General features: G+C 37.7%; 20 protein-coding genes. 3 read left to right on the top strand and 17 right to left on the bottom strand.

Going from position 1 to position 26,725, the window contains the following annotated elements:
• The 10 genes from BXY64_RS06500 to BXY64_RS06455 form a co-directional block, all read right to left on the bottom strand.
• Positions 1-1,206, bottom strand: a complete 1,206-nt coding sequence (locus BXY64_RS06500) for an ATP-grasp domain-containing protein (protein WP_120239087.1) — start codon at positions 1,204-1,206, stop codon at positions 1-3.
• A 19-nt stretch (positions 1,207-1,225) separates the two neighbouring features.
• Entirely contained in the window at positions 1,226-1,990 is a 765-nt protein-coding gene (locus BXY64_RS06495; RefSeq protein ID WP_120239086.1) for a WbqC family protein, read from the bottom strand.
• Positions 1,991-1,996: 6 nt separating this feature from the next.
• A complete protein-coding gene (locus BXY64_RS06490) occupies positions 1,997-2,959 on the bottom strand; it encodes a glycosyltransferase family 2 protein (RefSeq protein WP_120239085.1) in 963 nt (320 codons plus the stop codon).
• A gap of 9 nt (positions 2,960-2,968) precedes the next feature.
• Positions 2,969-4,153: a DegT/DnrJ/EryC1/StrS family aminotransferase gene (locus tag BXY64_RS06485; RefSeq protein WP_120239084.1), complete on the bottom strand. Its 1,185-nt coding sequence runs from the start codon at positions 4,151-4,153 to the stop codon at positions 2,969-2,971.
• Positions 4,132-5,592 carry an MOP flippase family protein gene (locus BXY64_RS06480; protein WP_120239776.1) on the bottom strand — a complete coding sequence of 487 codons (1,461 nt, stop codon included), beginning with the start codon at positions 5,590-5,592 and terminating at the stop codon, positions 4,132-4,134. Before BXY64_RS06480 ends, BXY64_RS06485 begins: the two co-directional genes overlap by 22 nt.
• A gap of 12 nt (positions 5,593-5,604) precedes the next feature.
• Positions 5,605-6,828 carry a non-hydrolyzing UDP-N-acetylglucosamine 2-epimerase gene (gene wecB, locus BXY64_RS06475; RefSeq protein WP_120239083.1) on the bottom strand — a complete coding sequence of 408 codons (1,224 nt, stop codon included), beginning with the start codon at positions 6,826-6,828 and terminating at the stop codon, positions 5,605-5,607.
• 38 nt (positions 6,829-6,866) lie between these two features.
• Positions 6,867-8,153, bottom strand: a complete 1,287-nt coding sequence (gene wecC, locus BXY64_RS06470) for a UDP-N-acetyl-D-mannosamine dehydrogenase (RefSeq protein WP_120239775.1) — start codon at positions 8,151-8,153, stop codon at positions 6,867-6,869.
• A gap of 196 nt (positions 8,154-8,349) precedes the next feature.
• The gene (locus tag BXY64_RS06465) at positions 8,350-8,874 is read right to left on the bottom strand and encodes a UpxY family transcription antiterminator (protein ID WP_120239082.1); all 525 of its coding nucleotides are present in this window, start codon (positions 8,872-8,874) and stop codon (positions 8,350-8,352) included.
• A 684-nt stretch (positions 8,875-9,558) separates the two neighbouring features.
• Entirely contained in the window at positions 9,559-11,817 is a 2,259-nt protein-coding gene (locus BXY64_RS21770; RefSeq protein WP_120239081.1) for an NADP-dependent malic enzyme, read from the bottom strand.
• Positions 11,818-12,439: 622 nt separating this feature from the next.
• Complete coding sequence (locus tag BXY64_RS06455; protein WP_120239080.1) at positions 12,440-13,798, bottom strand: S41 family peptidase; 1,359 nt, start codon at positions 13,796-13,798, stop codon at positions 12,440-12,442.
• A gap of 526 nt (positions 13,799-14,324) precedes the next feature.
• Here BXY64_RS06455 and BXY64_RS06450 point away from each other — a divergent pair.
• The gene (locus tag BXY64_RS06450) at positions 14,325-15,089 is read left to right on the top strand and encodes a hypothetical protein (protein WP_120239079.1); all 765 of its coding nucleotides are present in this window, start codon (positions 14,325-14,327) and stop codon (positions 15,087-15,089) included.
• 319 nt (positions 15,090-15,408) lie between these two features.
• On the opposite strand, the gene BXY64_RS06445 is transcribed toward BXY64_RS06450, so the two are convergent.
• Complete coding sequence (locus BXY64_RS06445; RefSeq protein ID WP_211334420.1) at positions 15,409-16,119, bottom strand: peptidoglycan DD-metalloendopeptidase family protein; 711 nt, start codon at positions 16,117-16,119, stop codon at positions 15,409-15,411.
• Between the two features lie 383 nt (positions 16,120-16,502).
• The gene (locus BXY64_RS06440) at positions 16,503-17,633 is read right to left on the bottom strand and encodes an amidohydrolase (RefSeq protein WP_120239077.1); all 1,131 of its coding nucleotides are present in this window, start codon (positions 17,631-17,633) and stop codon (positions 16,503-16,505) included.
• 365 nt (positions 17,634-17,998) lie between these two features.
• On the opposite strand from BXY64_RS06440, the gene BXY64_RS06435 reads away from it, so the two are divergent.
• Positions 17,999-18,388 carry an endonuclease domain-containing protein gene (locus tag BXY64_RS06435; RefSeq protein WP_120239076.1) on the top strand — a complete coding sequence of 130 codons (390 nt, stop codon included), beginning with the start codon at positions 17,999-18,001 and terminating at the stop codon, positions 18,386-18,388.
• 172 nt (positions 18,389-18,560) lie between these two features.
• On the opposite strand, the gene yidC is transcribed toward BXY64_RS06435, so the two are convergent.
• The 4 genes from yidC to BXY64_RS06415 all read right to left on the bottom strand — a co-directional run bounded on the left by yidC (position 18,561) and on the right by BXY64_RS06415 (position 24,913).
• Positions 18,561-20,423: a membrane protein insertase YidC gene (gene yidC / locus BXY64_RS06430; protein ID WP_120239075.1), complete on the bottom strand. Its 1,863-nt coding sequence runs from the start codon at positions 20,421-20,423 to the stop codon at positions 18,561-18,563.
• A 46-nt stretch (positions 20,424-20,469) separates the two neighbouring features.
• Positions 20,470-22,071 carry a CTP synthase gene (locus BXY64_RS06425; RefSeq protein ID WP_120239074.1) on the bottom strand — a complete coding sequence of 534 codons (1,602 nt, stop codon included), beginning with the start codon at positions 22,069-22,071 and terminating at the stop codon, positions 20,470-20,472.
• 187 nt (positions 22,072-22,258) lie between these two features.
• Entirely contained in the window at positions 22,259-24,181 is a 1,923-nt protein-coding gene (locus BXY64_RS06420; protein ID WP_120239073.1) for a DUF349 domain-containing protein, read from the bottom strand.
• Positions 24,182-24,475: 294 nt separating this feature from the next.
• Complete coding sequence (locus BXY64_RS06415) at positions 24,476-24,913, bottom strand: Hsp20/alpha crystallin family protein (RefSeq protein ID WP_120239072.1); 438 nt, start codon at positions 24,911-24,913, stop codon at positions 24,476-24,478.
• 270 nt (positions 24,914-25,183) lie between these two features.
• Between BXY64_RS06415 and trmD the strand changes: the two genes are divergently transcribed.
• On the top strand, positions 25,184-25,861 hold the full coding sequence (gene trmD, locus BXY64_RS06410) for a tRNA (guanosine(37)-N1)-methyltransferase TrmD (RefSeq protein WP_120239071.1): 678 nt from the start codon (positions 25,184-25,186) through the stop codon (positions 25,859-25,861).
• A gap of 32 nt (positions 25,862-25,893) precedes the next feature.
• Here the strand turns inward: trmD and rbr are convergent, their stop codons facing one another.
• A complete protein-coding gene (rbr, locus tag BXY64_RS06405) occupies positions 25,894-26,472 on the bottom strand; it encodes a rubrerythrin (RefSeq protein WP_120239070.1) in 579 nt (192 codons plus the stop codon).
• Between the last annotated feature and the right edge of the window lie 253 nt (positions 26,473-26,725).

The following is a 26,725-nucleotide window of genomic DNA, read 5'->3' as shown; positions in this document are numbered from 1 at the left end:
CTATTCGAGTTCAACTGCTATAAATTCTTCAATCTTATCCATCATTTCGTTGCGTATCTCAAGGTTTGGAAATTCCAGAAGTCCAATTCCAACTGTACAGTTCGATCCCTTAAACGTGAAGACATCTCCACCCTTTTCAACCATCAACCTGATGTCAAGAACATAGTCGCTTATATTTTCATGAACCTTAACCGATTTAAATTTTCCATCCACATTGGAATGAATTACATAAGTTGTATAAAACTTATCAATATCCTTACGGTTGTGAATTCTTGGTTCTTCTCCCATGCAAGCATCCACGCTCATTTTTATCATATCAACATTACTGGCACATTTAATGATATCCGGAATACAATTGCCACCATTTCTCGCGCCAATCTCAATCAAGAACACCTCATCATTTTCATCCACAATCACTTCAATATTAAAGCCGCCAAACTTTATTTTCAGCAAATCGATAGCCCGCTGCAAGTCCGATTGAATTTTAGCATGAATGTGTTCCGGTAACATGGATGGGTAATTAATACTTGAAGGAACAAAGGGGTTTACCTCAACATCGTTCCTCTGGTCTCCCAGGTAGTAAGCAATAATTTTACCATCATACACAAAAATATCCCCATCCAATTGCGGATATTTCTTTTCAATAAACTCTTCAACAATAAACCTTTTACATCGCGAGAATTTCATGGCATAATCAATTGCCTTATCCATTTCCCAAAAGTCATTTACAGCACTAATCCCTTTACTCCCACTTGAGTCAACTGGCTTTACAATGATAGGATACCTGAATTCATCACTGGAACCCGAAAAGTCTTTTAAACTTCCATAAGCTCCGTACGATGGCGTATTGAATTTCTTTAATCTTAAAAAACTTTTGTACAAATCCTTTTCTGAAAGTGTCTTAACCGATTTGTATGGATTTCCCGGCAATCCCATTTTCTCTGCCACATAAGCTGCGGTAGGTGCTGCCGGATCTGATGCATAAGCCAAAATACCATCTATTTCCAACTTTCGTCCCAATTTTAAAACCGCCTTCAAATCCGTGGTGCTAATATTATAAAACTCATCGGAATATTTGTGTCCGGGATTATCTGGATTATAATCACAAGTAATCACATGAAAACCCTTAGCCTTTGCATATTTAATGCAAGGAATTTGAAAGGATGTTCCCCCAAGAATTAGTATTTTTTTTGTTTGATTTTGCATGATGTGATCAGAAATTAAATCATCCGATTTTGAAATTGTTCAATAATTCTATCACCGCGGCTTTGTTATTAAACATCAGTACATCAATAATTGAAAGGTATGGAACAAAGTCATTTTCAAACTGCTTATAATTCACTTTTCCCGATTCTATAAAGCCCAAATCTATGCCATGCTTTGCAAAATAATCTTTGTGGTAAAGAGATTTTCCTCCAACCGGATTAATATAGGTATCACAAGCAAGCATCTTACTGATATGAATCAATCTATCAGCTTTTTCTTGTCCTTTTGTTTCGCAAAACTCTTCGGATGATTTCATCCAGTTCAAATCCATATTCAAATACCTGTAAACGGCAAGAATACTTACAATGGCAAAATCTCCTATATTTGAATAATCCCCAACAAACACAGATTCTATTACCTCCTTAACATCGTGGTAATAGGGTGCTTTTGCGTATGCTAACTTTAGTTGATGACGAAATTTTTGAATAAACAATTGCTTTTCTACCAGTTCAATTTCATTGATGAGTTTGTTTTGACTTGCTTTTCGCAAAGGAATGGTAAACATGAATTCCTTTCCATTCACCAGTATTTGATTTCTGTTGATCCAGCCGCGTTTAATAAAATTTACATCATCGTAAAAAACTACATTCTCAACAGCGTGAAGCAATTGAAAATATCCCAAATAAGGAAATACATAAGGTTGAATAATCGCAACACTTCCCGGAAGTGGAAATTCGCAGGTTTTTACCTGATTCTCTAATTTTTGATACGAACTTGGTCTCATAAGATATCAAACTACCATTTTCAATTTTTTACGGGTAGTATATACAAAGCAATACAGCGGATCGAATATAGGATATTGCGAAAGCATTAAATACGGAAAGCTTTCTCCAACCGATGAATCCTTAAAAAACTGCTGACACTTTTCTCTCAACTCCTCATCCTTCAAGAAAATGGCAAACTTTAGCAATTCACGATGATACATTTTGTTGATAAATGGTTCTAAATCTTCACATCCAAACTTCCTGATGTAGTGTCTCTTAATATCATATCGATCACTAAAGAATCTGAAATCACCCATCACATCCAGTCCATGAGTAGCAGAAGTTCCATGAATACGATAGGTAATGGTATCATCGGCCAAATAATGAATTTTCATCCTGGCAGCAGATTCTATCCACAAAGGATAATCACCCATTCTCCAGTTATGTTTCCTGATTGGTTCTCCAATTCGAATGGTCTGCAACAAATCATTTCGCATACAAACCGATGCTGTGGCAATGTGATTCCCTCTTATTAAATCTGAAAGAACATTTCCACACGGCAAATTCTTACCATTTCTAATCCCTCTTAAGAATTTATCTCCTTTCTGACATGAAAAATTGGTATGCACCAGTCCATAATCCGGATTTGCTTCCAGAAAATCAACCTGCTTTTGCAGTTTATAAGGATCAGTCCAATAATCATCACCCTCACAAAAAGCTACATACTTTCCCCGACAAGCCTCATCGGTTCTTTGATCATTAATAGTTGCTCCTACATTTTTCTCACTTGTTATTACTCGAATAATATCAGGATATTTCACAGCATATTCCTGTATTATCTCCATAGTTTTATCCGTACTGCAATCTTCGCCGATAATATATTCGAAATCAAAATCTGTTTTCTGATTCAAGATTCCTTCAATACACCGAGCAATGTATTTCTCGTGATTGTAGGTTATGGTTTTTACACTTACCAAAGGCTTATCCATAGGACTCGTTTATTTTTCTTTAGGGAATTTTCTTTTCTCTTTATAGGTTTTCAGAACCTTTACTGGTACTTTATTTGAATCAACTTGTACCATTTCAGAAATAATGGAAATAATCAAATCAACGATTTCGTCTGCCAAATCAGGATACAAAGGCAAGCAAATAATCTGCCTTGATACCTCATAGGCAATACCTAAGCCTTTGGCCGAAGGCAAACCTCTATAGGTTGGAAACTCACTTATCAATGGGTAAAAATATCTTCGTCCATAAATTCCATGTTTCTTTAATTCTTCAAACAAATCATCTCTACTTCTGCCAAATTCCGACTCGTCAATAAATATTGGAAAATAAGAATAATTGTAATCTACCTCCTGTGGTTCATCCAGATATCTTACTCCAGGAATATTCTTCAATCCCTGCTTATATTTTTCTGTAATATGCTTACGCCCATCAATTACGGTATCGAAATATTTCAATTGTAACAATCCATAAGCCGCCTGCAATTCATTCATTTTAGCATTAATTCCCGGAGCAACTACTGTGGTTTCGTTCGCAATTCCAAAATTCTTAAGGTAATCCAATCGTTTCTTGGTCTTGATATCATGACAAATAATCGCTCCACCTTCAATGGTATTGAATACCTTGGTAGCATGGAAGCTAACAATTGATAAATCTCCATAATTCAGAACACTTGAGCCCTTTAATCGAACTCCAAAGGCATGAGCTGCATCATAAATTACCTTTAAGCCATAGTAATCTGCCATGTCCTGAATTTTGTCTACCTCACAAGGATTACCATACACATGAACCGGAAGAATGGCAGTAGTTGCCGGTGTTATGGCAGCCTCAATTCTCTCGGGATCCAAATTGCAATAGTCAGGCTCTATATCTACAAAAACAGGCTTGATATCGTTCCACCATAATGAATGCGTTGTAGCCACAAAACTATAAGGTGTGGTAATTACCTCTCCCTTTATTCTTAAACACTGCAGCGCAGCCATTAAAGCCAAGGTGCCATTTGCAAACAATACAACATAGGGAACTCCCAAGTAGTTTGCCAACGCCTTTTCAAATTCCTGATGATACTTTCCATTATTGGTAAGCCACCTGCTATCCCAAATGTCAGCCAATAAAGGAATAAACTCGTTAAGAGGTGGCAATTGAGGTCTTGTTACTAATATTTTACGTTTTTCCATCTTCGTGTCGGTATAATTTCTTTAAGAATTGAAATACCATCGCTAACTGCTTCTTGTTTTGTAGCACAAGCCAATAGTAGGTATGTACCGATACCTGCCAGTATCTGAAAAGAGAGTGAAAGAATCTGATTTTGTATCAACCAACCAATGCTCATAACTGCAGCAGTCACAAGAGTGATTAAAAAGGTTTGACTCACGTCTTTAATTTGGTTGATAGTTGAGTAGGAAATTAACTTCCCTGTATAATAGGCATTGATAAAAAAGCTTATGAAAGAGGTTACAATTTGTCCAACAATTAATCCCATAATACCCCATTGCAAACCAATAACAATTGCCAATACAACAAATACTTTTTTAATGATTTCCAGGTAAAGAAATAAATCGGATCGTCCTTTTACCTTAAGAATGTTCAAGTTTGATGAATGCAATGTGTAGATCATACCTGCAATACACAGGAGTTGAAAGTAAGGAACAGAAGGCATCCATTTTTCTCCCAAAACAATTGAGAACAATGGTTCAGCCATTACAGCCAGTCCAATCATCAATGGAAAATTGATAAAGACCAAAAGCTTAATGAGTTTTCTGAACCCCATTCGAAGGCGTTCATCCTCATCCTGAATTTTAGAAAAAGCAGGAAATGTAACGTTGCCAACAACCTGTGCCAAAGTAGCAACGGGTACTTGCTGAAATTTTTTAGCCTGATCGTAAAAACCCAATGCCGTAGCTGAGAACATTCTACCAATTACCAGCAAATAAATGTTTTCAAATGTTTGACTAATCAATCCTGACAGTAACAATTTCGATCCAAAATTGAATAAACCTTTAAATGATTTGATTGAAAAAACCAGACTTGGTCGCCAGGAACTCCTGATCCAAAACAATAGGGTTCTAAATACATATATACCCATTACCTGTGCAGCCAAAGCCCATACTCCAAAATTCAATAATGCCAAGCTAACTCCTAATATTGCCGACAAAATATTTGCTGCTACAACCACTTGTGCAATGGCTTTAAAATTCATGTCGATCTTGAACTTTACAAATTGTATCAAGCCAAAAGAGTTGATCACCAAAATCAAGCAAACTACTCTTGTAAGATCCACCAGTTCCGGACTTCTAAAAAAATCAGCAATCAGAGGAGCTGCAAAAAACAAGATCAGGTAAAGAACAATTCCTATGCTAATATTAAAGAAGAATACCGTTGAAAAATCTGTTTGATTAGCATTCTTTTTCTGAATCAAAGCATTATCAAAACCACTATCGATAAAGGCCTGCGATACCGCGATAAAAATGGCAAGCATCCCAAGTAAACCAAAATCCCGGGGCTCTAACAATCTGGCCAAAATAATTTGCGATATCAAAAGGATAAATTGACTCCCAAACTTTTCCACAAAGCTCCAGAAAACACCTTTAATGGTTTTGCTCTTTAAATCAGACATGCTTTTGTAAAGCTAGGCAACAATACGTTCCCGAATGGATGATGCTTTTTTCAATTCCTGTACAATCCTGATGCAAGCTTTCCCATCACCATATGGATTGATGGCCTGAGCCATTTTTCGATAGGTTGCATCTTCATGGAACAACAAGTCAACCGATTCTATGATTTTCTGAGAATCCGTACCAACCAACTTTACTGTACCAGCAGTTAAAGCTTCCGGTCTTTCCGTTGTATCCCTCATTACCAATACAGGTTTGCCCAGGAATGGAGCTTCTTCCTGAATGCCTCCCGAATCGGTAAGTATCAAATAAGATAAATCCATCAGGTAAACAAATGGCAAATAATCAATCGGATCAATCAGGAAGATATTGTTATTTGAGTTGCTTTCTGAATCTGCTCCTTGTCCTAAAATATCATAAACTGGTTTTTGAACATTAGGATTCAAATGAACCGGATATACAAAATCTACTTCTGGATGTTTCTCAGCTAAAAACTTAATTGACTCACATATATTTAAAAATCCTCTTCCAAAATTTTCCCTTCTATGTCCTGTAATCAATACCATTTTGCGGGTTCGATATACCCACTCGGCAACCCGACCGGTAGAAATTCCTTTGGCTTGCAACACATTCACAATATCCATAACCACTTTCGAAGAGCGATGTATTTTTGTAAGCGTAAGCTGAAGCGCATCAATCACAGTATTGCCAGTAACCACAATTCTGCTTTTTGAAATTCCTTCATCCATTAAATTCTTTTGTGCCATTATGGTTGGTGCAAAATGCCACTGAGCCAAACGACCTGTAATCTGTCTGTTGGCTTCCTCGGGCCAAGGAGAATACAAATTATTGGTACGCAAACCTGCCTCGATATGAGCCACAGGAATTTGCTGATAATAAGCCGCCAAAGCCGTTGTGGATGATGTGGTAGTATCGCCATGAACCAGAACCAAATCTGGATCTGCCACTTTCAATACATCTCTCATACCTATTAAAACTCGGCTGGTAACATCGTATAAATCCTGACCTGATTTCATGATTTGCAAATCATATTCAGGTACGATTTCGAAAAGATTTAACACCTGATCCAACATCTCGCGGTGTTGGCCTGTTACACATACTATGGTTTCAAACTGTTCCGGATATTTCTGAAACTCCTTAACCAAAGGTGCCATTTTAATAGCTTCTGGCCGAGTACCAAAAACCAACAATACTCTATATTTATTATTATCACTCATTTTCTTAATCATTAGATGGTAAAAAAGTAGTAGCCGTATTATCTTAACTTCTTCCTTTTGTTCTCCCTTGGCTTAGGAATTTCAACAGGAATTTCATTAAAGATTTTCTCCTGATGATTGGTAACTCCGCAGAAATCGAGAATTACTTTCTCATCAGAAAATGGAAGGTTTTTGAACTCATTGTGTGCCACCAAATAAACAATCATATCTGCCATATCGAAAGCAATCTGGTAATCACAAATCTGGAAGCTTGAATGCTCTTCAATATTAGGCTCAACAATTAAGTAATCATCCTGTTGCGATTGCGTAATTTTATTGGCGATATACATGGCTGGCGATTCTCTTAAATCATCGATATTAGGCTTAAAAGCCAATCCCATTACTGCAATTTTGGGTTCATACCCACGATCTAACTGAAACTGCAATCGTGCATTTTTAATTTTCTCGACACACCAAAATGCCTTGTAATTATTGATTTCGCGTGCTTTACCAATGATTTGACTTTCCAAAGGATATTCAGAAACAATAAAGTAAGGATCTACAGCAATGCAATGACCACCTACACCACAACCCGGACTAAGTATATTTACCCTTGGATGCTTGTTGGCCAATTCAATCAACTCCCAAACATTAATTCCTGCCTTTTCGCAAATCACTGATAGTTCGTTGGCAAATGCGATTTGTACGTCGCGAGAAGAATTCTCAACCAACTTACACATTTCGGCAGTTCGAGAGTTTGTTTTGTGAAGTTCACCTACCACAAAGTTTCGGAAGAACTCGCATGCCATTTCTGTCGACATTTCATCAATCCCACCAATTACTCTATCGTTGTGTTCCAACTCGTAAATGATATTCCCAGGAAGTACACGTTCCGGACAATAGGCGATGAATATTCGATCTTCCAGCTCAGGGCGCTTGGTATATATTAAATCTCTCACCTTCTCGGTAGTTCCAACCGGTGATGTGGATTCAATAATGAATAAATCGCCTTCTTTTAATACCGGAATTGCTGCCTTGGTGGCATCCAATACATATGAAATATCGGGTTCGTGATTTCCCTTAAAAGGAGTTGGAACCGCAATGGTATAAACATCAGCTTCCTGCACTTCGGTATGAGCGGAAAGCAAATTGTCCTCTACAACCTGATGCACCAACTCATCCAAATCGGGTTCTACAATAATAATTTCACCCAAATTTACTGCCTCTACTACCTTTGGATTTACATCTACTCCTTGCACACGAATCCCACTTCTAGCAATAAGTGAGGCCGTAGGAAGTCCGATATACCCCAATCCAATTGTGGTAACTACTTCAAACTTACTCATAAAAATTTCTGATTTCTGCGATACTGTAATCAGAAGCTGTTTAAATTTGTTTTTAGAGTTTTTTATCGATGAAAAAGAAAAGTAACCAGACAAATTTTATTTAAATAGTGGTTCTATTTAAATAGAATTTAACGAAGTTAGACTTCATTTATTCATATAAAAAAACTGATGGATAACTTTAAACAGTTTCTTTGTATCAAGCGACGGGTTGAACTTGTTTAATCTTGTCTAACGAAATATCAGTATAAACACAAGTTCCCAAAGAATCGAATCGGATAACAATACGATCCTTGCCTTTTATTTGCATGATCTCGCCCTTGATTCCCTTGAAAGGACCACCCATGATCTCTACCAATTCTCCTTTTTCCAAATTCTCATGACTTAAATCCACCTTGCGATTTTCATCATCCAGAAAAATTCGAAGAGCCTGAATCTGATGTTCAGGTATAGGCACAGCTTTGCCACCAAAAGTTACATATCCAACAGCGTAAGCAGAATTGATTACGTTGTAATACTCCCTTTCACTGACTTTCACAAACAAATAAGATCGAATCAATGGTTCTTCAACCCACTTGGTTCGATCGCTCCACTGACGAAGCTCTTTTTTTAAAGGAAGGTAGCACTCAATATTCTTCGAGCACAGTTCTTTGTACAGCCTCTTTTCTGCACGCGATTTGGTATAAATCGCGTGCCAAAGATAAGGCCTTCTTAAGGCTTGCATGGTTGATTGAGTTTAAGGTTTATACTAGTGAATAAAAGATCTGCCTCTAAAATGATTCTGGTTGAAGGGTGGTTGAAGCCCTAAAATCATTCTATCAGCGAATAGCGTTCTTATTATATTATATGATGTCTCGGCACAGCTTCGCTTCCTCGGTCACAGAAAACAGTTATGCCGATTCATTTTTTGCACATTAAAATTCGAAAAGCTCAAAGCTTTTCCTGGGCGGATGATAGTTGGTTTGGGTAGTAATTAATTTCATTACATAAAGCTGGGTCGTATCTTCATGTAAACCGTAAAAACACCAGATTTTTCTTTCTCGTATTTTTTAAACGGTAAATAAAATTTCGTAAGATTTTCTGAGTTGAACAAATATACCCTATCATTACTTAGATTGAGTCTAAGTTATTTTGGTAAGAGTATCATCTCGCATGATCAACCTTCACTTTAACCTGACAATCAGTAGCTAAGAAAAATTAAACATCCTGCCTTGTTTTATTTTTCCTTAAACAATATAGGTATTAACAATTCTTAAACCCACTATTTATCACGACTTTAGGTAGTTTATCTATAATATTTTTCAAACGAAAAACAGACGGTTTGAAAATAAAAACCTGTTAGAAATAAATAATCCAACAGGTTTAAATAATATTAATAAGCTGAGTATGGTTAATGGATTAATTCAACTTATTGCGCATCTACCACAGCAATGGTTACCATATTTACAATCTCGCGAACCGAACTTTCCAATGGTACAATGTGAATGGATTTATTCATACCCAAAAGAATTGGTCCAATGGCTTCGGCTCCACCAATCTCCTGCATCATTTTGTAAGCAATATTACCACTACTCAGGTTCGGGAATATGATGGTATTCACCCTGCGCCAACCCAATTTCGAGAAAGGAAACATTTTGGTTCTAAGCTCAGGATTTAAAGCAAAATTCATCTGAATATCACCATCCACAATCAATTCTGGATGTTCGTGATGAAGAATCTCAACTGCTTTTTGTACTCGAACCGGACTACCATCTCTAATGGAACCAAAATTGGAATAAGAAACCATTGCAATTACAGGTTCAATATTAAACTTGCGCACTGCCTCAGCCGTTAGTAAGGTGGTATCCACCAAAGTTTGGGCATCGGGACGAGGGTTTACCGTTGTATCCGAGAAGAAGATTGGTCCTTGCTTGGTCATCAACAAATACATACCAGCAATGTGATTGATGTCGGATTTGATTCCCACAGTTTGGATTGCAGGCTTAATGGTATCGGCATATTTCGATGTTGATCCACTAATGAAAGCATCAGCTTCACCAGTTTCTACCATCATGGCACCAAAATAATTTCGGTTAGTCATCTTATCAACTGCCTCGTTGTAGGTTAGTCCTTTGCGGTTGCGCTTTCGGAACAATATTTTCGCATACTCCTCTCTTCTTGAGCGTTCTTCCGCCCCTCTCCAATTGATGATTGGTACACCATCCAGATCCAAATCATTCTCTTGGATTACTTTGTGGATGTGCTCAGGATTACCTAACAATATTGGCACTGCAATACCCTCGTGAAGAACTGTTTGTGCAGCTTTTAAAACTTTAAAATTAGCACCTTCGGCAAATACAACACGTTTCGGATTTCGCTTGGCTTTGTCGGTTAAAGCTCGCAGCAGCTTGTTGTCTCTACCCAACCTTTGTTCCAGCAGGTTTTTGTACTCCTCCCAATTGTGAATTGGAGCTTTTGCAATGCCAGAATCCATAGCTGCCTTAGCCACAGCAGGAGCTACCACAGTCAGCAATCTCGGATCAAGTGGTTTCGGAATAATGTAATCCTTTCCATAGCTAAGATTCATTTCGTGATATGCCGTATTTACGATATCAGGAACATCCTCTTTTGCCAGTTTTGCCAATGCTTTTACGGCAGCAATTTTCATTTCCTCATTTATGCCTGTAGCTTTAACATCCAATGCGCCGCGGAAAATAAATGGGAACCCCAACACGTTGTTTACCTGGTTCGGGTGATCAGATCGACCCGTTGCCATCACCAGATCCTTACGTGTTTTCATAGCCAGTTCGTAGGCGATTTCAGGATTAGGATTGGCCAAAGCAAATACAATAGGTCTATCGGCCATGCTTTTTACCATGCTTGGCTTAAGCACATTGGCTACCGATAAGCCTAAAAACATATCGGCACCATCCATGGCATCTTCCAGGGTTTTCACATTAATCGATGTAACAAACTCCTTTTTGATATCGCTTAAATCAGTACGCGATTTGTGAATTACTCCTTTGCTATCGAGCATGATGATGTTCTTTTTCTTCACACCCAATGCAATGTAAAGGCGAGTACAAGCAACTGCCGATGCACCTGCTCCATTCACTACAATTTTTATATCGCTTAGCTTTTTCTTTTGTATCTCAACAGCATTCAACAATCCGGCTGCCGATATGATTGCCGTACCATGCTGATCATCGTGCATGATAGGAATGTCCAATTCCTTTTTCAACCTGTCCTCAATGGCAAAACACTCTGGTGCTTTAATGTCTTCCAGGTTAATTCCGCCAAAAGTTGGAGCAATCCCTTTTACAATTTTCACGAACTCATCTACATCCTTGCTATCCACCTCAATATCGAATACATCAATATCTGCAAAGATTTTAAACAGCAAGCCCTTCCCTTCCATCACAGGCTTACCGGCTTCTGCACCGATATCGCCCAAGCCCAAAACAGCTGTACCATTCGAAATTACCGCTACCAGGTTACCTTTGGCGGTATACTTGTATACATCTTTTGGATTTGCCTCGATCTGCAAACAAGGCTCTGCCACACCTGGAGAGTAAGCAAGCGATAAATCCAATTGTGTGGAATGTGGTTTGGTTGGGATCACCTCGATTTTCCCTGGACGTTTGCCTTCGTGATACCGAAGTGCATCCTCTTTGGTAAATTTTGCCATGATAAGTGTTAGTTTGAGCGCAATTGTTTTTGATTTTGCAGGCTTGCAGAACGCAAGATAAAGAGGACTAATAGACGAAGCTATGAGGTACACTCGTAAAACGACTCAACTTCACGGTCCTTTCTTGGGTGGGTTTTACTCTATTAAAATTCCGACATTCTGTTCTCAATGGAAAGATGTAAATTCATGTTGTTCAACATGGTTTTAAGAATTACACTGTTGTTGTTTTAGTTCAAATTCAATGATTTTTCAAGATATCGCCACAAAGTGGCAGATTATTTCAGCCTCAAGGCAACGCCTTGGGTAGTTTCATTAAGGAAAATGCGTCCTGAAAGGACAGTTTAAAATTAAGTTGTCCTTTCAGGACGTATTCAAAAATAGCTTAACACCCAGAGGCGTTGCTTCTGGCTAAATTAAACCAGACTTTCAGTCTGATTTACAAGAACCTATTAATATTTTGGAATATTTACTACCATTTAAGAACACTCCCCTTATTGTCTGGAACTTGGGGATGAGGTGAGTGCAAACACAAAAAACCGCCAAAGCATGAAATCTTTGGCGGTTTCTTAGAGTAATATCATAAACATGCCTGGCATCTTTGAGATGCTTGGCATGCCCTACACTAAAGGATATCTTTATACTTAAAATCTCGAATCAATACATCAGGTTCAACGCCCTGGTTCAGCTTTGTACCACCATATTGTATAAATTCCTTTGGCGAAACATAGAACGTGATTTTAGTATTGGGCAATTTGTACATCAGGAAATCACCATAGTAGCGTATGTTTTCACCTGTAGCTTTGTTGCCTACAATGCTTCCCAAACCCTTCTCTTTTACCACACCTGCAAAGGTAGCTGCAGCACTATTCGATCGCTCATTAATTAGAACATATACCTCCCCTGTAAAGGCCGATTCCTTGTAATTGGGTTCGTGTTTATAGGCAGTACTATCCATATAGAACAATGTATCGTTGGGCAGTTTTTCGATACGAGCATATAATTCAGGTCGCTTTTGCTTGTAGTTTGCTTTCAGCTCCTCGCTTACCCTAATTCCTATGCTTTTGTATTGTGAGTAGCTTTTATCCGTTAAGTAATTCAGTAAACTATCTACCGCGCGACTTCTTCCTCCCGGATTATTTCTAACATCAATAATCAACTGCTTGCTGCCTTTGCTTTTGATCTCTTGAAAAGCATCTTTCAAAAATTGATAATATTGCTCATCCCCATAAAAAGAGGCAATGCTCATCTTTGCCAGTTGCTGATCCTCAGAAAAAGCCAAGCGATACTTCTCTGGATTTTGCTGAGAGCCGTATTTTTTCTTCAACTCGAAGTATTTGGCATTGCTAACTCCACTTATGACAAGCGGCGTATCCTCTCCCATTAATTTTAAACGATAAACATTGGTTTCGCCATACAAAGCCCAGAACGACATGGCAAACATCTTCTCCACAGATCGATCTCCACATTCCCGACCTCTCACTCCTACTGTACTTCTCATGTCCTGCAGAATCTGATCCGAAGTAATGTTGTTAATGGCCAATATTTGCTTGCCTGCAATATCATGCGAGCGATCTTCACCAATATATTCGTTTACATACAGCTTATGATCCTTAACAGTTATGGAAAAAGGCATGCTTACACCTCCTCCATCAATCATGTACTTTTTTCTTTCGCTGTATGGAAAAGAGATGCCAGTATGAGTATCCTCCAATTCGCCCATCAGCTCAGCCATTTGTACATAGAATTGGTTGATCGACATACTATCGGGCAATTCTTCTTCTATTTTAAGTCCAGATTTGTACCACTTCACATCAAGTGCCTCATCCAACAACATGGGATGCATTGTTTCCACCTTCGCCATCATGAAAGATAAATCTTCTATCAGTTCTTTCTTTTGAAAGTAAGTGGGTTTGTACTCTTGTGCTGTTGCAGATTGGAATATAAAAACAGAAAAAACAATCGAGATCAATACACTTTTCATTTGTATAATTTTAGAAGAAATAACTATCTATTATCTATTTAATCAAACCACTCTAAATTAACCATATAAACAAAAATCCCCAACCCTATCCAACAATCCATCCTCATTCCAAATAAGCCCATTCTGAAAGCAACTCATCAATTCGCACTTAACAAATAAACCCACACAATGCAAATGCAATAAATTACCCTTATCAGGTATTACAAACCTCTTATCAGCTATTACACATCACCTAAGTCGTTTATATACATCAACACCTTAACATTCAACTTTACCATATCAATAACATTTTTTTCAAAGAAATCTAAGTTCGCTCTACGCCTTTAAATTCGCAGGGAGAGGTAGAATTCAATACGCAGTATAAACTTAATTCCTTATCAATTAATCATCATATTGTTTTTAATTTTCGATATTGTTTCATAAATTCATTATCGATTTGTCAACCATGAAAGCAGTAGAATCAGAGCAGAAGTTATTGTAGAAGGATTAGTGCGGAGGAAATAATTAATCTTTAAACATTACTAAAATGTCAGAACAACAAAACTATGACGACAGCTTGGTAGAAATTAAAGCTGTGAAAAACGAAAATGTAAAACATTGCAGCATGCCTGTTGGAATGTACATTCAAGAGATTAAAGCTATGATTCATGTGGCAAAAGAAGACTTGCCTTTGTTGACCCCTGTTGGCTATACAGCAGAAAACCTTACCAAACTTGAAGTTTTAACGGGAGCACTTTCTATTGCTCAGGCCATTTGGGATACCCAATTAACGGCGCAGAAAGATGCTCAGAAAAAATGGCAAAAGGATGCACCTGCCATGTTTGAGCTAATACGTGATTTAAATGATAATATGCGCTTTGCTTATCGCAAGAACGATGAATTACAAGAAATTCTTGATGAAATAAACGAAGGTGACTCCAATGCAGATGCTGTAATGGATTTATTAAGGCTAGGGACACTGGGAAATAATAATCAAGAACCATTAACAGGTATTGGATTCGATATCGCAAAATGTAACACTGCAATTAGCGAATCGGAACGCATGGGAGCTCTCTTGGCTGAAGTAAACGGCTCGTTGTATGTTGACGATGACAGAAAGGTAATCCGCGACAAAGCATACTCTTTGGTGAAGCATTATGCCGATGATTTAAAGGAATACGGACAATTTGTATTTAGAGACGAAGAGGAACATGCAATGCTTTATTCTAGTAAGTACCTGAGAAACAAAAAAGCTGAATACCGCCGTAAGAAAAAAGAAGAAGAAAATACACAAGAAGAAACAGTAAGTTAATGTTCATAAATACGGGTTTTGAGTTTTACACTTGAGAGGGAATCTGCGGATTCCCTCTTTTTTATGCCGGCAAGACAGGAAATAAGATGAAAAAGACAACAGTAGTTTCCAGTCTTCGGTCTTGGAGAGTGTCAAACCTGTCTTGGAGGCTTCACCCACCTGTCTTTTTGCACCTGCCTCTTGTCTTGGAGAAGGTTCTTCTATGTCTTGGAGCACCTTACGGCGGTCTTGGAGCTCATTTTTTGTGTCTTGGAGCAACTGACTGCCTGTCTTGTTGATGTAGGCTTTTGTCTTGCTAAAGCTTTCTATTGCAATTCAATCACTTCAGCTTCAAAATCAAATTGGGATCGGGACAGGTCTTAAGGTAATTTTCGCGATCGGCCTGATTGGATACGCCTGGAAAATCTCCCTCTCGCCCATTCATATCGGCCATGATCTGGAAATGCAGATGGCATGGCCAATTGCCGTTCTCCTGATCGTTGCCCAGTTCGGCAAAGAGCTGGCCTTGCTTTATCTCTTGCCCTACACTTTTCCCTTTTAAGGAATCTACAGATAGATGTCCGTAAAGGGTGTAGAAAGTAGTTCCTTCGATGCAATGCTCGAGTATGATGGTTGGGCCGTAATCGCCAAATACATCGTTGTTTTTAAAGCTATGAATTTTACCATCAATAGGTGCAGAAAGGCTGGTATTGGCTGCCAACCAAACGTCGGTTCCCAAGTGAATGCTTCGTGCATCTTCGCCCTCGCCAAAGTGTTTGCTCTTGCGATAAATCAGCCTGTCCTCGTTGTATCCGCCAATGGCATATTTGGCGCCAGTCTGCCTTAAGCAATCCGAAATGTATTGCTGTAATGCCTCCACCGAACTCAAATCAATGGAATACAGGGCTTGATTATCGATGGAAAGATCGAGCTTGTGATGTTTCTCTTGATTTAAGTTGAATGGGAAAATATCGGTAAAGAGGTGTTGATTGTTTTGTAAAAGTTCTTTTAGCATTTGGTGTTGGTTTATTGTTTTAGCTTTTGTTCTCAATATTATTTATTGTAGGTATTTTTTCCCTTTTACTATTACCCCAAACCCCTAAAGGGGCATATGCGTCAACTTAATACACATATAAGTTTGATAATCATCGAAGTTGTTTTTGCATTTCGATTTCACCCTTTCGCCTGTCGGCACTTTCCCTGTAAGGGAAAGAGGCTAAGATTCAACGATAGTTCACAATTCAAACTACAGCAGCACCTTGATTTGTTGCGTTCTCCCTTTTCAGGGGAGATGTCCGACAGGACAGAGGGGTGTACAATTTCCTGAAAATATAAACCTTACGGCTTAAGTTAACGCGTATGCCTAAAGGGGCTTTTCCTGCGCGCTGTTCCCTTTAGGGAATCGAAGGGTGAGCGTTGGGAAGGCTGCGTACTTTATTTTCCATTTATTTTTTGATACAAACCTGTAAAGATCGTAAGTCCTGTTTCGATAATTTCGTCGGGAAAATCATAATCGGGATGATGCAAGGCTGCCTGATCGATGCCAGCTCCCAAGCCAAAAAATCCACAGGTGTATTTCTGAGAGAAATAGCCAAAATCTTCGGACCACTTGAAGGGTTTGTCCAGATATTGATACGACAAATTGTGCTCTTCGGCCAAATCCTGAAGCATATCTACACATTCATCTTGATTTACCGTTGCCGGAAATTCTTCGTGATAGGCAATGCTGCATTCCAGATTTTCTTCGGCAGCAATTCTGTTTACAATTTCTTCCGATTTTTGGGTTAGAACCTTCATATCGGCATTCTCGAAAGAGCGCAGGGTGATGCCCATTTCGCCATTTCCTGCCGAGGTTCCAAAAGACTGCTCACCCATACGGATGTAGATAAATGTAAGCAGTGTAAGATCGGTAAACAGGGCTTTATTGTTGAGCAAATCGTTTAACTCACGACTGATTTTTGAGATGGCTATGGCCGGGTTTCTTCCTTTCTCAGGCTCTGCAGCATGCGATGTTTTTCCTTTCAATCGAATGGTCATTCCTTTCGATGCCGCAGAAAAACTTCCGCGTCGCAACAATATGGTATTGGTTTCCTGCCCGGGAACATTGTGCAGGGCAAACATGTAATCGGGATTCAGATCGGCAAATTTAGGATGCAACAGTACATCCCTTGCTCCCTGCTCTACCTCCTCGGCTGGTTGAAAAAGCAGAATTACCTTGCCTTTTCGCGGTGGATTTTCTGACAATTGCTGAGCCATTCCAGCCAGTATCGCCATGTGTCCATCGTGCCCGCAGGCATGTGCCACTCCATTGTAAATCGAGGCATACTTTAGCCTCGTATTTTCCTCTATTGGCAATGCATCCAACTCTGCGCGAAATACGGTAGTCTTGCCCGCCTCGGCTCCCTTAAATACAAATGCTCTACCCGTATCTCCCAAATGAATGATTTCATGAGGTTGATAATCTTCCACAAAATCGACAATAATTTGAGCGGTTTTGTATTCTTTGTTCGATAATTCGGGTTGTGAATGCAATTGGTGCCTTAAAGCAACGAGTTTTGTGTTCATTTTATGTGGTTTGTGTTATACCGATTATTAATTTGTAAAAGCCATTAGTACGCTTCACTTCTAATGCCTAATAAATTATATATCGGCATTATACCTAAACTATTCGAGAGCTTAAAATAGCTCTCTTTTTTTTATAAATGGTATTAAAGGTAGGTGTAAGATAGTGATAAATTGGATGATTGCCTCATGCGAAATACCTCACCCTAACCCTCTCCTTAAGGAGAGGGAACTGGAACTGCCAAGGATTTGCAGTGTACTCCCCTTCTCCTCGAGGAGAAGGGGTTGGGGGATGAGGTATTAATCAAAAAAATGAGTAACAAAATTCAATAATTATCATTAATTTTCTATACCTAACTTACTACAACATGGTTGACTATAAGGAATGTTTGTTTTACAATGCCCCTCCTGAGATTCATAAAAGAGCAAAAGAACTCAGAAAAAACATGACTGATACAGAAAAAATCCTTTGGGAATACATAAGAAATAGAAGATTCAAAGGATTAAAGTTTCGCAGACAACACCCCATAGATATATTTATAGCCGATTTCTACTGTCATGAATTAAAATTGATAATCGAACTTGATGGGAAAATTCACAACACAAGTGAGAATCAAGAATATGATGAAGGAAGAACTGCTGAACTTAGATATTTGGGTGTCCAAGTAATTAGGTTTACGAATGAAGAAATAGATTGTGATATTAAGGGAGCTTTAAGGCGTCTGGAGGAATTTATTAATAATATGGATTCTTTGTAAATATTTTTTCTCACCTCACCCTAACCCTCTCCTTAAGGAGAAGGGGTTGGGGATGAGGTCTTTCCTTTTCCATCAAATACCTCACCCTAGTCATTCATTGGGAGTGGAATGAGGCATAAAAACAAAAAAGCCCCACATAAAATGCGGGGCTGTATATAGAATCGTAATGATCTTATTTTTTAGGAGGCTTGTAACCTCTTTGCTTTGCAGCTTCTTCCAAACGCTGTTGGAATTTCGATTTCTTAACTGGCTTCTTCTTGTTTGCCTCGATAGTTGCCAATACTTTGTCTTCGTCAACCATGTACTTACGGATTGCCCAAGTTTGAGCTACAGTAAATAATGTTGCAATAAAGTAGTAGTACGAAAGACCTGATGCATAACTATTGAACCAGAATAGGAACATTAGTGGCATTAAGTACATCATGGTTTGCATACCAGGCATTTGATTGGTAGACTGCATTTGGCTGTTCATACGAGTGTATACCAAGTTGGTAATTGCCATCAACAAACAGAATAAACTGATGTGATTTCCATAAAAAGTACTCAACAATGGAATGTGAGCATCCCAACTTACAATGGCATCAAATGATGATAAATCCTCAGCCCATAAGAAGCTCTTCTGACGAAGCTCGATAGAGGATGGGAAGAATCGGAACAGTGCAATCAGGATTGGGAACTGTACCAGCATAGGTAAACATCCACCCATTGGGTTCACTCCTGCTTTTTTGTACAATGCCATGGTTGCCTGCTGGCGCTCCATTGCCTTATCCTTAGGGATTCTTTCGTTGATCTCATCGATTTGTGGCTTCAACACCTTCATCTTTGCAGTCGACATGTACGACTTGTAAGTTAATGGCGCTAAAATCAGCTTGATGATGATTGTTAAAATCAAGATGATGATACCATAACTTGCAATGTGATTTTCCAAGAAGTTGAAAATAGGAATTACAAACCACTTGTTTACCCAGGCAAACATTTTCCATCCCAAATCAACCAATGCGTGCAATTCTATATCCTTACCATACTTTCTCATGGTCTTATACTTGTTCGGACCAAAGTAGAAATTCATTGGGTAGTTCTCTAATTGAGATCCCTGGTATGGCAATGAAATTGAAGCTGAGAAGTTCTTCAAGATTGGAGAAGTTTCATCCATGTCAACCGACTTCAACTCGATTCCTTTGAATGAGTCATCAGCAATTAAAACAGAAGAGAAAAATTGTTGCTTAAAGCCAATCCACTTTACTTTTGTAGATAAACTTTCCTCATCTTCTCCAGAAGCTGACATGTTATCTACATCATCTTCGAAAAACTTATAGTAGATATTTGTATACTGATTTTCGAACTTGCGTCCTTTTTCCTGGCTAGGAATATCAGCTGCCCAGTTAAAGGTCAAATCTCTTTGATTCAAAGCAATTACATCCTGCATTCCTACAACATTGATATCAAAACCAAGCATGTAAGAATCTGGCTCTAATGAATACTTGTACTCAATGTATTTGCCTTCTCCTGCATTTAAGCGCATGTTAACCACTTGTTGAGCTGTTGAAGCATCAACTGTTTTAACCGAGTTAACAGGAGTAAAATACAAATCCTGAGTATTCATTGCTTTGTTCTGAGCATAGAAAGCCAATCCGAATTTGGAATTTTTCTCACCCCAAAGCATCAACTTCTCTGCATCGTGAGTTTTGTAATCTTTCAACTCAACGTTAGCAATCTTACCCCCTAAAGTATTGATGCTAATTTTCACCAATTTGTTTTCAAGGGTAATAATTTCTTCTTTTTGCTGAACTGCTCCGGCAAATGCTCCATATTCACTTTGAAGTGCGGCAGTATCTTGTTTCTTTTCTGCGTACTGCTTTTTTAAGGCCTCGACTCTTTCCGTTTCCAATTGCTCATTACGCAATCTTTCAACACGGGCAATTGAATCTCTGGTCTGCATGGCTTTGATTTCTTCCTCCGATGGTTTTGTCAGGTATGTATACCCAATCAAAATCGCACCGATGATAACCAAGCCCCAAATCGAATTTCTATCCATATTCTATTATTTAATCTTTTCTAAGTAATGTGTTATAATCTACAGATTACTTTTCCATTGCTACTTTTACAAACTCAACAAACAATGGTTGAGGTTTGATAACCGTACTCTTGTATTCTGGGTGGAATTGTACACCAACAAACCACTTGTGGCCGTCCAGCTCAACCGCTTCAACCAAACCAGTATCTGGATTCATACCTATAGCTTTCATACCTGCAGCTTCGAATTGCTCCAAATATTCGTTGTTGAATTCATAACGGTGACGGTGACGTTCCGAAATTTCTTTCTGCTTGTATGCAGTAAATGCTTTCGAACCTTCTTTTAAGATACAATCGTAAGCTCCCAAACGCATTGTACCACCTTTTTCGGTTACATTCTTTTGCTCTTCCATTAGGTTGATAACCGGATGTGGAGTTTTTGGATTCATTTCCAAAGAATCTGCACCTTCTAGTTTTAACACATTACGTGCAAACTCGATTACTGCAACCTGCATACCTAAACAAATACCCATGAATGGGATGTTGTTTTCGCGAGCATATTTTACGGCTAAAATCTTTCCTTCCAATCCACGGTGACCAAATCCTGGTGCAACCAAAATACCTTTCAAGTCTTTCAACTCTTCCTGGTAATTTGCATCATTCAATTTTTCTGAATGAACCCACTCAATTTTCACTTTACATTCGTTAACCGAACCTGCATGAATAAATGATTCAGCAATTGATTTATAAGCATCATGTAACTCCACATACTTACCTACCAAACCAATTTTCACCTCTGCTTTCGGATTCTGAAGACGAGTCAGAAATTTTGTCCATTCCTTTAATTTTGGTTCTTTCTTCAAATCAAGTCCAAGCTTTTCACAAACCGTTTGATCCAGCTTTTCTTCGCGCATTTTCAAAGGCACTTCGTAAATGGTTGATACATCAATAGACTGAACTACTGCTTTTGGATCAACATTACAGAACAATGCTACTTTTCTACGAACATCTGTAGTCAATTCGTGCTCTGTTCTTAATACCAATACTTCTGGTTGAACTCCTGTTTCCAACAACGACTTCACCGAGTGCTGTGTTGGTTTAGTTTTCAACTCTCCTGAAGCAGCAAGGTATGGCACCAAAGTCAAGTGAATTACCAAGGCATCTTGTCCAAGCTCCCACTTTAACTGACGAACTGCCTCGATATATGGTAATGATTCAATATCACCTACAGTACCACCAATCTCAGTAATTACAACATCATACTTGTGTTTGGTTCCCAACAGTTTGATGTTTCTTTTAATTTCATCGGTGATATGAGGAATAATCTGAACCGTTTTTCCTAAGAAATCTCCTTTTCTCTCTTTATTGATTACGTTACGATAGATTCTACCTGTAGTAACGTTGTTCGCCTGAGATGTAGGAGCATTTGTAAAACGTTCGTAGTGTCCCAAATCCAAATCGGTTTCTGCACCATCATCGGTAACGAAACACTCACCATGTTCATATGGATTTAATGTTCCTGGATCTACATTCAAATATGGATCTAACTTTTGGTTAGTTACAGAGTACCCTCTAGCCTGCAATAATTTAGCTAGCGACGATGCTATAATTCCCTTTCCCAATGATGAGGTTACCCCACCTGTAACGAAGATGTATTTGGTTGTTGACACTTTATAAACTTTTTTAGTTGATTTATTAAAGCTGCAAAAGTAGTCAAATTATAGGTTTTTAGGAAACAAATTCAATGTTTCAAACTATCATTTGTTGATTTCTTTGCGCAAAGAATAAATTCTTAAACATGAAAAAAGCATTCCCCGTGTTGAGAAATGCTTTTAAACGCATCTATTTAATACAAATTTATGAAACTAAACCGTCAATAACCTTGAGCTTTTCATTTAAGATAGCAAGATTTTGTTTTCCTCTCTCAATCTTCTCTTCAATTTCGCTTACAACACTCGAATTCTTTGATGAAGAGAAAAACCCAACATTGTTTTCCCATAGGGCAATATCACTTTCCAATTGCCTGATTTTATTTACAATCTTATTTCTCTCAATAATGATCTTATCTTCAGAATTGCTCATGGTCAAGAAAGTATCAATCTTCGACTTAAATTTCTGCACCTCCTTGTTGTCACTATCCATATTCATTCTATCATACAAGCCATTAATGGCTTTTCTGAAAGATTCCTGTACCTTATCCTTCTTCTTGTAAGGCACATGACCAATATTCGACCACTCTTTTTGGAACTGGCGCAAAGCATTTAAGTTGCTATCATTATCTTCTCCAAGTTCGAATCCCTTCACTTCTTCTATTAATGCTTCTTTCAACTTCAAGTTCTCCACTTGTCCGGCATCTGCATTATCGAAATGTTCCGATTTGTTATTAAAAAACTTATCGCAAGCCGCACGAAAACGAACCCAAAGATCCTCAGAAACTTTTCTAGGTACAGGGCCAATATTCTTCCATTCTTTCTGTATGGCAATCAATTTTTCCGTGGTCCCTTTCCAATCCTGACTATCTTGTAGACTTTCCGCAATGGCACATAGCTCCTTCTTTTTCTCCAAATTCACATTCAACTTCTCTTTCAAAGCCATGTAAAAGTCACGCTTCCTATCGAAATACAGATCGCAGGCCGCTCTAAATCTTTGATAAATTCTGTTGTTTTCTTTTTTTGGAGCAAAACCAATGGTTCTCCATTCTTTCTGAAGATCAATAATTTCTGTCGAGCTAGAATTCCATTCTTTATGAGAACCTATCACTCGATTGGCAATTTCTTCTGCTTTTTCACAAAGAACAGTCTTTTGAGCTAAGTTATTTTTCTGCTCGGATTTTAAGCCCTCGTAATATTCCTGATGTTTACGATTGATAACTGTTGTAGCTTCTTTAAATCTTGCCCATAATTTTTCTTTGTCTTCTCGTGGAACAGGACCAATCTCTCTCCACTGTTCATGGTACTTTTGAAGCGTATTAAATGCCTTTACTACCGAAGACTCATTCAACAATTTTTCTGCTTCTTCACAAAGTTTTATTTTCGAAGCCATGTTCTTTTTCAAATCCAGATCCCGAAGTTCTTTGTTGATTTTAATATAATCATAGAAATTCTCTACATGATGGTGGTAATTATCCCACAAGTTTTTTAATGCCTGTTGAGGTACCATTCCAATCTCATGCCACTTCTTTTGCAAAACTCTAAATTCATGGAAGGTTTTATCGAATGATTCTTTTCGGTTTACCAGCTCTTTAATATCCTCAATTATCTGGTATTTCTTTTTTAAATTATCTTCCTTTTCCTGTTCTACATTGCGGTTTAATTCTGACTTTTTCTCCTTAAACTTTTGCAACATTTCACGAACATGAACTTCTAACTCATCCGTACCAAAATCAAATTCCTCTTCAACACCACCATCTGCAAGAAACTTTTGCTTCGCAGCTTCAACTTCTTCTTTGTGCTTTTTATAAAAGTTTTGTTTTATGGCCTCCACTTTTTCTTTTATTGCCGATAAGGATTCATTTTCGAGAAGTAATGCCAAGCGATTCTTCAGTTCACCTTTCTCCATTGATGTATAGTCAGGTTCTTTCTGAAGTTCAGAATCCATTTCTGAAGCAGAATCAGAATTATCTTCTGTATTGCCATCCAGTTTAGATTCCGAAGTTTCTTCACTAACGTTATCTTCTTTTAAATTTTCGGTTTCATGAGAATCTGCAACATTATCTTTCGCTTCTAAATTTTCATTCAATTCATTCTCATGTGAGGGATTTGACAGGTCTGGTGCTTTCATGTAAATTGAGTTAGATTAAGTTTCGAACAAGGCAAAACTCGCGTTAACAATACCACCTAAAAGAAAACTTTTAAGCCTACTCTTACGAATTTAACTAATTAAGTGCTAATCCTCAAAGATTTTAAATATTTTCTTACCCTTTAAAACAAAGAGGTTCATGCATTACATGAACCTCTTAACCAAAACAAACTAATTAACTAACCTAAATTCCTCCTTATATCCGGAAAAATCCTTCTTCTTTAAACCTTACTCTTTATTATGAATATTACCTATTCAAACCTTTTATCGTTTCCTTTATTTGATCTCGATATTATGAACTTCAGGCTTTTTTTCTTCAACTTTTGGAAGAACAATATTTAATATCCCATTTAATACTTCGGCAGAAATATTCTGTTGATTGATTGTATCAACCAACTTAAAGCTACGTTCAAATTTGCACACTCCGAATTCCCTTCTTAAGTACTTTTTATCTTCCTTTGCATCTTTCTTCTCTACCGAGATTTTAATAGAACCATTCTCCACCTTAATGCTCACATCTTCTTTTGCGAAACCAGGAATAGAAACCTCTATCAAATAGTAATCTTCCTCTTCGACAACATTAGTCGCTGGGCGAAAACCACTTTCTCTTTCAACAGCAGCTTTAAAACTATCTTGAGTTTCTTTAAACAATTGATTCATTAATTGATTTGTAAAAAAATCATTTGGTCTTTTTCCATATCTTAATAATGTCATAACTCTAATCTCCTATACTTTTTATTAATTCTTCGGCTCCGGATTCCGATTGTTTACTTGTTCAAATTCGATGACCAATCTTCAAATGGCATACCATCACTAAAAACAATTCAAATCGTCAGTTTATCACTCACTACACTATGCCATATTGTCTTTGTTTACACAAAACCTCATGTCACATTGTCCGCTTTGAATGATTTATCATCTTCATTTTCTATTTTCTTGCATCACTTGTATGTGATATATACTTTTACACAAAATTTAGAATTAATGAGAATCGATATATTAACTGTTGTTCCAGAATTATTGGAAAGTCCTTTGAATCATTCTATAATTCAACGAGCAAAAGATAAAGGCGTAGTTGAAATACACATACACAACATCCGTGATTTTTCGGAAGACAAACACAATAAAGTTGATGATTACGCATTTAGTGGCGGAGCTGGTATGGTAATGCGATTAGAGCCAGTTGTTAAGGCAATTGAACATTTAACCGATCAAAGGGAGTATGATGAAATTATTTTTACTACTCCAGATGGTGAACAGTTCGAACAAAAAACTGCAAATACATTATCACTAAAAGAGAATATAATAATCCTTTGTGGCCACTATAAAGGAATTGATCAAAGAATCAGAGATCATTTTATTACCAAAGAAATTTCGATAGGAGACTTTGTTCTTACCGGAGGTGAACTTGCTGCTGCAGTAATTACAGACAGTGTTGTTCGTTTGATTCCTGGAGCAATGAACGATGAAACTTCAGCTCTTACCGACTCTTTCCAAGATAACTTGTTGTCGCCACCAATCTATACCAGACCTGCTGAGTTTAGAGGATGGAAAGTACCTGAAATTTTACTTTCGGGAGACCATAAAAAAATTGAGCAATGGCAAGAAGAACAAGCCTATTTAAGAACTAAAAAATTACGTCCTGATTTATTGGATGAATAAGAAAGGCTCCTTAAAGGAGCCTTTTCTTTTTATTAATAGTTTTTTGCTTTTTTCTCGAAATATGCTTGAGGATGTTCACATGCAGGACAGTTTTTAGGAGCTTTACTACCTTTATGTACGTAACCACATTTGCGGCAATACCACTCTTCCTCTTCTTCCGATTCGAATACTTTCTCTGCTTCAAGATTACTTAAAAGCTTTAAGTATCTCTCTTCATGCATTTGCTCAACCTTAGCAATCAATTTAAATGCAGTAGCAACTTTTTTAAATCCTTCCTCTTCTGCGATACGTGCAAACTCAGGATACAATTCAGTATACTCTTCGTTTTCTCCACAAGCTGCCGCTTTTAAGTTTTCTGCTGTTGTACCTACTTTTCCAGCTGGATAAGCAGCTGTAATTTCTACATCACCACCTTCTAAAAAGCTAAAAAAGCGCTTAGCATGTTGCATTTCCTGCTCTGCAGTTTCTAAAAACAAAGCTGCAATTTGCTCGTAACCTTCCTTTTTTGCCTGCTTCGCAAAGTAAGTATATCTACCTCTAGCTTGAGATTCACCAGCAAATGCTTTCAAAAGGTTCTTTTCCGTTTCGGTTCCTTTTATACTTTTTTCCATGGTATTATTTTTTTTAATTCTGTTATACGAATATCTTGATTTTTTACTTCAACATAAAAGAAATCCAATACTAATCAAACAATTTATACTGATTACAAAAAAGCTTAGCATGTAAATCAAGCCTGATTTTAAGAAAAGTTAGTCTGGAAATACACAATGTATTTTTGTTAAGTCCTTCAAAAATGAAGATGTTTCAAAAAAAGTACTTTTCCATTCTACTACCCCTACTTTTAAAACCTTTGCGTTAAATTTT

This window comes from Marinifilum flexuosum (genome assembly GCF_003610555.1).
Classification (GTDB): domain Bacteria; phylum Bacteroidota; class Bacteroidia; order Bacteroidales; family Marinifilaceae; genus Marinifilum; species Marinifilum flexuosum.
Note: the sequence above shows the minus strand (reverse complement) of the source record. Positions and strands in the feature narration are given on the sequence as shown.

Bases quoted from the DNA above. Each gene is read 5' to 3' on its own strand.
- BXY64_RS06500 (WP_120239087.1), bottom strand. From the start codon at position 1,206: ATGCAAAATCAAACAAAAAAAATACTAATTCTTGGGGGAACATCCTTT.
- BXY64_RS06495 (WP_120239086.1), bottom strand. From the start codon at position 1,990: ATGAGACCAAGTTCGTATCAAAAATTAGAGAATCAGGTAAAAACCTGC.
- BXY64_RS06490 (WP_120239085.1), bottom strand. From the start codon at position 2,959: ATGGATAAGCCTTTGGTAAGTGTAAAAACCATAACCTACAATCACGAG.
- BXY64_RS06485 (WP_120239084.1), bottom strand. From the start codon at position 4,153: ATGGAAAAACGTAAAATATTAGTAACAAGACCTCAATTGCCACCTCTT.
- BXY64_RS06480 (WP_120239776.1), bottom strand. From the start codon at position 5,592: ATGTCTGATTTAAAGAGCAAAACCATTAAAGGTGTTTTCTGGAGCTTT.
- wecB (WP_120239083.1), bottom strand. From the start codon at position 6,828: ATGAGTGATAATAATAAATATAGAGTATTGTTGGTTTTTGGTACTCGG.
- wecC (WP_120239775.1), bottom strand. From the start codon at position 8,153: ATGAGTAAGTTTGAAGTAGTTACCACAATTGGATTGGGGTATATCGGA.
- BXY64_RS06465 (WP_120239082.1), bottom strand. From the start codon at position 8,874: ATGCAAGCCTTAAGAAGGCCTTATCTTTGGCACGCGATTTATACCAAA.
- BXY64_RS21770 (WP_120239081.1), bottom strand. From the start codon at position 11,817: ATGGCAAAATTTACCAAAGAGGATGCACTTCGGTATCACGAAGGCAAA.
- BXY64_RS06455 (WP_120239080.1), bottom strand. From the start codon at position 13,798: ATGAAAAGTGTATTGATCTCGATTGTTTTTTCTGTTTTTATATTCCAA.
- BXY64_RS06450 (WP_120239079.1), top strand. From the start codon at position 14,325: ATGTCAGAACAACAAAACTATGACGACAGCTTGGTAGAAATTAAAGCT.
- BXY64_RS06440 (WP_120239077.1), bottom strand. From the start codon at position 17,633: ATGAACACAAAACTCGTTGCTTTAAGGCACCAATTGCATTCACAACCC.
- BXY64_RS06435 (WP_120239076.1), top strand. From the start codon at position 17,999: ATGGTTGACTATAAGGAATGTTTGTTTTACAATGCCCCTCCTGAGATT.
- yidC (WP_120239075.1), bottom strand. From the start codon at position 20,423: ATGGATAGAAATTCGATTTGGGGCTTGGTTATCATCGGTGCGATTTTG.
- BXY64_RS06420 (WP_120239073.1), bottom strand. From the start codon at position 24,181: ATGAAAGCACCAGACCTGTCAAATCCCTCACATGAGAATGAATTGAAT.
- BXY64_RS06415 (WP_120239072.1), bottom strand. From the start codon at position 24,913: ATGACATTATTAAGATATGGAAAAAGACCAAATGATTTTTTTACAAAT.
- trmD (WP_120239071.1), top strand. From the start codon at position 25,184: ATGAGAATCGATATATTAACTGTTGTTCCAGAATTATTGGAAAGTCCT.
- rbr (WP_120239070.1), bottom strand. From the start codon at position 26,472: ATGGAAAAAAGTATAAAAGGAACCGAAACGGAAAAGAACCTTTTGAAA.